Origin of the sequence: Weissella sp. DD23, from assembly GCF_001579105.1 — a bacterium.
Taxonomy (GTDB): domain Bacteria; phylum Bacillota; class Bacilli; order Lactobacillales; family Lactobacillaceae; genus Weissella; species Weissella cibaria.
In genome coordinates this window covers 208980-217603 of sequence record NZ_KQ970392.1, presented here as the reverse complement: position 1 = coordinate 217603, position 8624 = coordinate 208980, and the positions used below count along the sequence as shown (strand labels likewise).

At 45.5% G+C, this 8624-nt stretch carries 7 protein-coding genes and 1 pseudogene; all 8 read right to left on the bottom strand.

Annotated elements, in window-relative coordinates; all coding sequences use genetic code 11:
• Window positions 1-213, bottom strand: a pseudogene (locus WEIDD23_RS14560) (D-alanyl-lipoteichoic acid biosynthesis protein DltB); the annotation flags it as partial.
• Window positions 210-1751: a D-alanine--poly(phosphoribitol) ligase subunit DltA gene (dltA, locus tag WEIDD23_RS05310; protein WP_010372024.1), complete on the bottom strand. Its 1542-nt coding sequence runs from the start codon at window positions 1749-1751 to the stop codon at window positions 210-212. The pseudogene WEIDD23_RS14560 and the gene dltA, both read right to left, overlap by 4 nt.
• A 43-nt stretch (window positions 1752-1794) precedes the next feature.
• Window positions 1795-1944: a teichoic acid D-Ala incorporation-associated protein DltX gene (locus WEIDD23_RS05305; protein WP_010372027.1), complete on the bottom strand. Its 150-nt coding sequence runs from the start codon at window positions 1942-1944 to the stop codon at window positions 1795-1797.
• A gap of 324 nt (window positions 1945-2268) precedes the next feature.
• Complete coding sequence (locus WEIDD23_RS05300) at window positions 2269-3597, bottom strand: dihydrolipoyl dehydrogenase family protein (protein ID WP_010372029.1); 1329 nt, start codon at window positions 3595-3597, stop codon at window positions 2269-2271.
• 72 nt (window positions 3598-3669) lie between these two features.
• Window positions 3670-4032, bottom strand: coding sequence for a type II toxin-antitoxin system PemK/MazF family toxin (locus WEIDD23_RS05295; RefSeq protein ID WP_010372032.1), 363 nt, complete (start codon window positions 4030-4032; stop codon window positions 3670-3672).
• A gap of 9 nt (window positions 4033-4041) precedes the next feature.
• A complete protein-coding gene (gene alr, locus WEIDD23_RS05290) occupies window positions 4042-5526 on the bottom strand; it encodes an alanine racemase (RefSeq protein WP_010372035.1) in 1485 nt (494 codons plus the stop codon).
• A gap of 144 nt (window positions 5527-5670) precedes the next feature.
• Window positions 5671-7245 (bottom strand): degradosome RNA helicase CshA, encoded by a 1575-nt coding sequence (locus tag WEIDD23_RS05285; RefSeq protein ID WP_010372038.1) that lies wholly within the window; start codon window positions 7243-7245, stop codon window positions 5671-5673.
• Between the two features lie 278 nt (window positions 7246-7523).
• The coding region (locus WEIDD23_RS05280; protein WP_242865438.1) for a UDP-N-acetylglucosamine 1-carboxyvinyltransferase at window positions 7524-8624 on the bottom strand (1101 nt) is incomplete at its 5' end.

Below are 8624 nucleotides of genomic sequence, written 5' to 3'. Positions count from 1 at the left end.
AATATACCCGATTAAGGCGATAAATTGTTGCCAGTGGGAACCAGCGAACATCAAAACAATAAACGCTAATGATACTAAACCTTCGTACCACTTAATGCGCTTACCAAAAAGTAACGCCACCACAACTGGAATTAACGCAACAAGCAAATAGATGAAATACTGAGGATCGCCATATGGCTGCCAATTTGGTAGCTCTTGCAACCAGTTCATCATCGGTTATTAACCTCTGCAATCAACGCCTTAATATTAATCTTGCCATTTGGCGTAATTGGCAAGTCTTCACGATACATGAAGCGTGAAGGCATCATGTATGGCATCATATCATTTTGCAAATCTTCCTTAATTGCCTTAGTCAATTGCAAATCCTTTTCGAATTGCTCACGGACACCAGGCTTAACCACAACGTAGGCCAACAAGTTTTGCACCTTGTGTTGATCGTTATAACGTGGCACAGCAACCGCTGATTCAACATATTGTGACAAGTTCAAGATGTGTGATACTTCTTCCAACTCGATACGGTAACCATTGAACTTGATTTGGAAGTCCAAACGACCACCATAGTGCAACATGCCATCCTCATCAAAGTAACCCAAGTCACCCGTGTGGTAAGCTGGTTGACCATCTAATTCAAAGAAGGCTGCTGCCGTCTTCTCGGGATTGTTCAAGTAACCCTTTGAAACCGCTGGACCAGACACAATGATTTCACCTTGTTCACCAGCTGGCAACTTGTTACCATCTTCGTCCATGACAAAAGTTGGTGAATCTGGCTTAGGGAAGCCGATTGGCAAACGCTCAGCCTTTTCAATCATCGCTGGTGTGATCGCAACTGCAGACAAAGCAACCGTCGCTTCAGTTGGACCATAGGCATTCACAATGCGGGCTTCTGGGAAGCGCTCGTGCAACTTGGCTGCCGTACTTACCGTCAATTCTTCACCATCAAAGTAGAAGTACTTAATGGTTGGCATCTTTTCAGCATTAAAGTCTTCTGACAACATAGCCATATCAGCGAATGATGGCGTTGACGTCCAAACTTGAATTGGCAATTCAGGCAAAGCCGCAAACAATTCCTTGAAGTTTTCAGTGACGTGCTTTGGCAAAGCGTACAACGTACCACCCATTGCCAACGTTGGCGCCCAATACATGACTGACAAATCGAATGAGTATGGTGGTTGTGCCAACATTTGTGGTTGTGTTGGGACATCAAAATCATCCGTATTCAACATCCAGTTTGTGTATGATAACAAGTTGTTGTGTGAAATTTGCACACCCTTAGGCAAACCGGTCGTTCCTGACGTAAAGATGATGTAGTAGTTGTCGTCACCAGCAACCGCGTGCGTCATCTCATAATCAGCCTTTGAAGCAAACGCTTCGTGCACTTGATCCAGCGTCACAACGGGTACTGATGTAATATCGATTGGCAATGGATCGATAGCGATAACCAACTTAGGTTCACCAATCGTCAAAATGTTTGTTAGACGCTCGTTAGCTGAGTTCACGTCAACTGGTGCATAGGCGTGACCTGACTTACTCAACCCAACAAAGGTTGCAAGCATCTCATATTCTTGGCCACCAAATACCATTACCAATGACTTCTCAGGCAAGCCCAATGAATCAACATAGGCAGCCAAGCCATCTGAATCACGCTTCAAATCAGCGTATGTGTGCGTGTCACCAAGGACGTTGTAGACAGCCATATCTGGTTGCGTCTTAGCATAGTCATCAATCGTTGCAAGCATGTTTGTAATTTGCATGATAATCTCAAAATCTTCTTTCTATAAATCAAACAATCTCAAATTAGAATTCGTTATAAATAAAGTGGCCCTGTCCCAAGCCTGAATAACCATAAAGGTAAATCAAAGCCAGGATAACCAATGCATAAAATACGGTCTGTCCAATAAACTTCATCACAGGCTTTGTCTTGCGAACATCCTGTTCTTCCTTCATGTCTATCTCCTTGTGTAACTTTTTTTAAATTTACTTATCGTCAATATGACAAATATTTCGTACCTTAAAATAAACCCGCAACCTTAAACACATATTAAAAATACGTATTATCGGTTAACAAATATTTTTATATTTTTTTAACTGGCCGAAAATAATAAAAAACTATTTTATTTGACAGCAAAATTCAATAAAAATATGAGAGAACAACTCACCGTTCTCATTGTAATGTTATTTTAAGGTGATGCGATGCAAAAAAATGCCATAAAACGAAAAAGCCATCGACAACTTTTTAAAGTCATCAATGGCTTTTCATTATTTATATGATTAGGCAAAGAAGCCCATATCTGATGCAATTGATGGGTATGAGTACAAGTTGTGCTTAATTGCCCACTTGTCTTGCTTTTGGTTGATGGCTACTGTGAAGTAGTTCAACAACTCATCCGCCTCAGCACTCAAAACAGTCGCACCGATAATGACACCCTTTTCGTTTAAGACAACCTTTGCTTTAGCAATTGGTTCCTTGTGACGCCAGTATGCTAGCCAAGGCGTCATGTCAATTGAGTTAACACGCATACCCTTTGCTTCAGCCTCAACAGCTGACATACCAACTTGACCCAACTTTGGTGATCCGTAGACCATCGTTGGAATAGCAGGGTATGAAATTTCTTCTGGCTCTGTACCAGTCAACAAGCCAGCCACATAACGCGCCTCATAGGCACCAGTTGGCGTCAACTTTGGTACAGGTGATTCAGCAACGTCGCCTACCGCAAAAATGTTAGGGTTCGTTGTACGCAAATCAGCCATAACCTTGATACCATTACCTGCAACTTCAACACCAGCTGCTTCCAAGTTCAAGTCTTCTGTATTACCTGCACGACCAGCTGCAATAAATGGCATATCGCTTGTTACACGACGACCATCTGCTGCAACGATATCGAAGCGACCATCCGCCGTTTCTTCTACGGCAGCGGTATCAAAGTTCCAGTGGAACGTAATGCCCTTACTCTCCATTTGCGCAATCAAATCTTGCGTCAAATCTTGATCAAACTCACGTAGGATAACATCGTGCTTCGCAACAACGTGTACCTTAGCGCCCGCTGCCGCTGCAATACCAGCAAATTCGATGGCAATAAAGCCAGCACCGATGAAGGCCACTTCCTCTGGCATCTTAGGCAAGTTCAAGAAGTCTTCATTGTCGTGTAATAATTCATCACCAGGTACTGACAAACGCGCAGGACGCGCACCCGTTGCGATAATCCACTTATCAGCCGTGAACGTTTCCGTTCCCGTTGAGACAGTGTGCTCATCAACAAAGTAGGCGTGTCCGTACTTGTGTGTAATACCCGCATCATCCAAGCCTGCAATCTTACGAGCAGGCACAGGATCCGTGTATGCCATCTTGTGTTCCATCAAGGCTGGCCAGTCAATCTCATTGTGACCGATTAAGCCTGTGTGTTGCATCCATTCTGCTTGTTCCTTAGCTTCAACAGCCGCCAACAAGACCTTCTTAGGATCGCAACCATAATTAGGGCAGGTACCACCCCAGAGATACTCTTCGACAATCACAACTGATTGACCAGCTGCTTGCAATGGAAAGGCTGCTGACAAACCAGCAGGGCCTGAACCAATAACACCCACATTAAAGTGTTCCATGAGCACCACTCCTCCTTTTATTTATTGCTATTATTTTAACAGTTATTCGCAACTATTCCGAAAAATAAGGGGCTAAACTAAGCCTAAACTAATGACCAACGCTTGATCTAATTTTGCCACCAGGTGACCTGGGACAAGGCCAATTTTATCTTGCAATCGGCGCTTATCAATCGTTCGAATCTGTTCCAGCAAAATTACCGAATCCCGAGCAATCCCCGTATCCTCTAATTCAGCCGGCAACCCCACGTGGGTCGGCATCTTAGGCTTTGCAATTTGCGCGGTAATCGGTGCAACAATCACGGTTGGTGCATGTTGATTACCCACATCATTCTGAATAATCACCACCGGCCGTTGACCGCCTTGTTCCGATCCCACCACAGGTGACAGATCCGCAAAGAAAATGTCACCTCGTTTGATATCATGTCGACTTGCCATACGCTCTCTCTACTTCACTAAATGACGTGGTAATCTTGGTGACAATCCGGTTGCGATTTCATAGGGAATCGTATCCATCTTATTTGCCAAATCAACTAACGTAATTTCTTCGTCACCGACCTGACCAATCAGCGTGACAACCGTTCCAACCGGCATCTCTTCTGGTAGTCGGATCATAAATTGATCCATTGCAATTCGGCCAACTAATTCTGCGCGACGGCCATCTGGTAGCAAAACATCCATGCCTTGGAGAGCACGTGGATAGCCATCCGCGTACCCGACTGGCACTGTCCCGATCCATTCTGGTTCCGTCGTTGTATAAGTTGCCCCGTACGAAATTGATGTCCCAGCTGGCACCTGCTTAACGTGAACCAACTCAGCCTTCAATGACAAAACTGGTTGTAACTCACGATTTGGCAAGGCCCCCTGTGAGGCATCGAATCCATACATGGCCGCCCCAACACGAACTGCGTCCGTACTTGGTTGCTCATGCCACAATGACGTACCCGAGTTGGCCAAATGGCGCCAAATATCGGCTGGCAAATCCAACTCGTCTGTCAACTCGTGCCACTTGGCTAATTGCTTTTCAAAATAGACTGTATCATTCCCATCAGCTGTCGCAAAGTGCATGCCAATGCCTTGGAATACAACGTTATCAGCTGCATTCAACTTTGCAACCACCCGCTCGAGTTCCGTGCGATCGCGAATACCAATTCGGCCCATGCCAGTATCCACTGCAACGGATACCGTTAAGGTTGCTTCGGAATTAAGTTGACTTAGCGCATCATCCAGCCATGTCTCGCTGGCTACCACGGGAATTAAATCATACTTTGCTAAGTCAGCCACATAAGTCGCTGGCGTCACACCCAAAATCAAAATGGGTAACTTCACACCAAATTGGCGCAACCAAACTCCTTCATCAATCGTTGCCACTGCAAAGCCATCCACGCCAGCACGCTTGGCTGCCGTCACAATTTGTGGCAATCCATGCCCATATGCGTTTGCTTTAACAACGGCAAAGAACCGGTTCGTTTCGGTCAGCTCGCGCACGTAGGCCACATTATGTGCCAAAGCCTCGGCTGAAATTTCCAACCAAGATGGGCGACGCTCACTGACCGGTTGGTGTAAAGACGCCAACGATTCCAAAATTACTGAACTATGTACGGTATCACCTGTGTGTGAAATTGAAATATGTGCCACCGCCTCGTCTTGCTTGGGGTGCTTAACCATGACTGGTTGTCCAGCTTCATTTGGTAATACTTCCATGTCGTGCCAGTGGGCTTCAGATCCAATGCCCGTACCAATGGCTTTACTATACGCTTCTTTAATAGAAAAACGGCCAGCCAAAAATTCCATTTGGTGCTTACCCTTACGTACGTCAAACACCTCACGCTCTGCTGGTGTCAACACGACATCAATAAACTCAGGGCGACGCTCTGCCAAACGCGTTACATCGCTAATTACTTGTGCATCGATGCCTTGTCCGATAATCATTATAATCGACCTCCCAGTCCATAAATCATTGTCTCATTATACCCCGATTACGGTGCATAAAAAAGAGAACTTGTGCTGAGAAGTCCGGTTTGCTATTCAAAATTTTTGCGCAAAAAAGGCCGGTTATACAACCAGCCTTCTTTATTAATCGTTATTCTTGATGACAAAGTCACGTGATTGACGACGTGGTGCGCCTGAGCGGCCACGTTGTGAACGATCACCTGAACCTGTACGGGCACCGCGGTCGAATGAACGACGTTCGCGTTGTCCGCGTTCGCCATCGCGACCACCTTCACGACGACCACGGTATCCACCGCCGTTACGTGAACCGCCGTCGCGACGACCACCACGGTATCCACCACCGTTGCGTGAACCACCGCCGAAGCCTGAACGCTTACGTGGCAATGGACGCTCACGTGACAACGTGAATTCAGCATCCATTTCTGAAACATTCGCAACAGCTCCCAACAAAGCCGTAGCCAAAGTCTTTGCATCGTACTTTTCAACCAAAGTATCGATAACTTCTGAATCAACTGATCCTGAAGTTGCTGCAATAACTGCTTCAACTGAATCAGCTGCAACTGACATACGACCAGCCAACGCCTCTTCACGAGTAGGTGGCTTCAATGGCAACATGCGCTTCTTCGTCAACTTTTCAATGTCCTTCAAGTAGTCCATTTCAGCATTTGAGATGAACGTTACAGAAGTTCCGTGAGCACCGGCACGACCAGTACGACCGATACGGTGAACGTATGATTCTGAATCTTGTGGAATGTCAAAGTTGTAAACGTAGTCAACACCTGAAACGTCCAAACCACGAGCAGCAACGTCAGTGGCAACCAAAATCTTGATTTCACCATTCTTAAATTGCTTCAAAACTTGTGAACGCTTTTGTTGCGTCAAGTCACCGTGGATACCAGCAGCGTTAAAGCCACGCAATTCCAAACCACGTGTCAATTCGTCAACACGACGCTTTGTACGACCAAACATAATGGCCAACTTAGGTTGTTGTACATCCAAGATGTGCGTCAACGTGTCAAACTTTTCAAAGTCACGCACGCGAACGTAGTATTGCTCAACCAAATCAGTTGTCAATTCCTTGGCAGCGATTTGAATGTGCTCTGGTTCCGTCATAAATTGCACACCAATACGCTTGATAGCAGGTGGCATCGTTGCTGAGAACAACAACGTTTGACGTTGATCAGGAACAGCCTTCAAGATAGACTCGATGTCTTCCAAGAATCCCATGTTCAACATTTCGTCAGCTTCGTCCAAGACCAAAGTCTTAACGTTTGACAAGTTGATCGTGCCACGGTTGATGTGGTCGATCAAACGACCAGGCGTTCCAACAACGATGTGAGCACCATGGCTCAAACCGTTGATTTGGCGGCGAATATCAGCACCACCAAAGACAGCTTGTACCTTAACACGCTTATCGCGTCCCAACTTGAATAGCTCATCTTGTGTTTGAATAGCCAATTCACGTGTTGGTGAGACAACAAGTGCTTGTACTTGGTTGCTGTCAGTGTCAATCATGTTCAAGATTGGCAATCCGAAAGCGGCCGTCTTACCGGTTCCCGTTTGGGCTTGACCGATAACGTCCTTACCAGCCAAAGTCAAAGGAATCGTTTGTTCCTGGATTGGCGTGGCCTCTACATAGCCATGCTTCTCAATGGCCGTCAATAGGTCTTGTGATAGACCCAACTCTGAAAACTTCAAAATATTTCCTCCAGTTGCGATTGCGGAGTCAATCGCGCTCTATATATCGCGAACTACGAACAAAATTCAAACTAGACACAATCCGGCATCCATACTGCGTTTGATTTTGGCAACAGTCCTTTTTGTAACTTATCTATCTTATCCTGTTAACAAGTAATTAGCAAGTAACACGGTAGCAGAAAATTCATAGAATCATAACAAAACCGCCCTCACGACGCGTCACTCCGGTCGTGAAGACGGTTTAAATTTTTTAAATTAAATGCTGTGATTAACGTAAATTAATCTTCCGCAATTTGAATATCTGCATTCAACATCGTCAACTTGTGGATGATGTGATCGTAACCACGCAAAACGTGCTCAGCATTAGTTACTTCTGTAATGCCGTCTGCCATTAGGCCAGCAGTGACCAATGAAGCACCCGCACGAATTTCAGCTGCAGCCACACTAGCCCCATGGAAGTTATTACTCTTAGTAACCGTAATTTGACCATATTCAGGGTTTTCAATTGCCACGCCTAACTTTTGTAGTTCAGGAATGTGGCGTGTGCGCTCTGGGTAAATCGTTTCCGTAATCACACTTTCCCCATCAGCCAATGTTAGCAATGGCGTAATTGGCTGTTGCAAGTCAGTGGCAAAGCCAGGGAATGGCGCTGTCTTAATGTGAATTGGCGTCAAGTTTTCCGACTTTGGTACGTAAATACTATCTTCGCGTACATCCAATTGCACACCCATCTCAATCATTTTAGCCGTAAATGATTCCAAGTGTTCTGGAATAACATTCTTAACCAAAACCCCATCACCTTGCGCCGCAGCCAATGCTAAATAAGTCCCTGCTTCAATACGGTCAGGAATAATCGTGTGCGTGTTCTTTGACTCTAGCTTAGGCACACCGGTAATGCGAATGACATCCGTACCAGCCCCACGAATTTGTGCGCCCATGTTGTTCAAGAAGGTTGCCAAATCGATAATTTCAGGCTCGCGGGCTGCATTTTCCAGAATCGTTGTTCCTTCAGCATGTACAGCAGCCAAGATGATGTTCATGGTTGCACCAACTGACACCATATCCAAGAAAATACGAGCGCCCTTTAGTCCATCATCGGCTGTGATGTAGACCGTATCATTTTCTTCACGAACCTTCGCACCAAGCGCTTCAAACCCTTTAATGTGTTGGTCAATTGGTCGTGGCCCAATGTTATCACCACCAGGGAATGTTACTGTTGCGCGACCAAAACGGCCAAGCAAAGAACCCATAAAGTAATATGAGGCGCGCAAAGACTTAATTGCCGTCGAAGGCAACTCTGCTTCGATAATTTCAGTTGGGTCAATCATCAATTCGCCACCCTTAAATGTTGACGTGACGTTCATTGATTCCAAAATTAC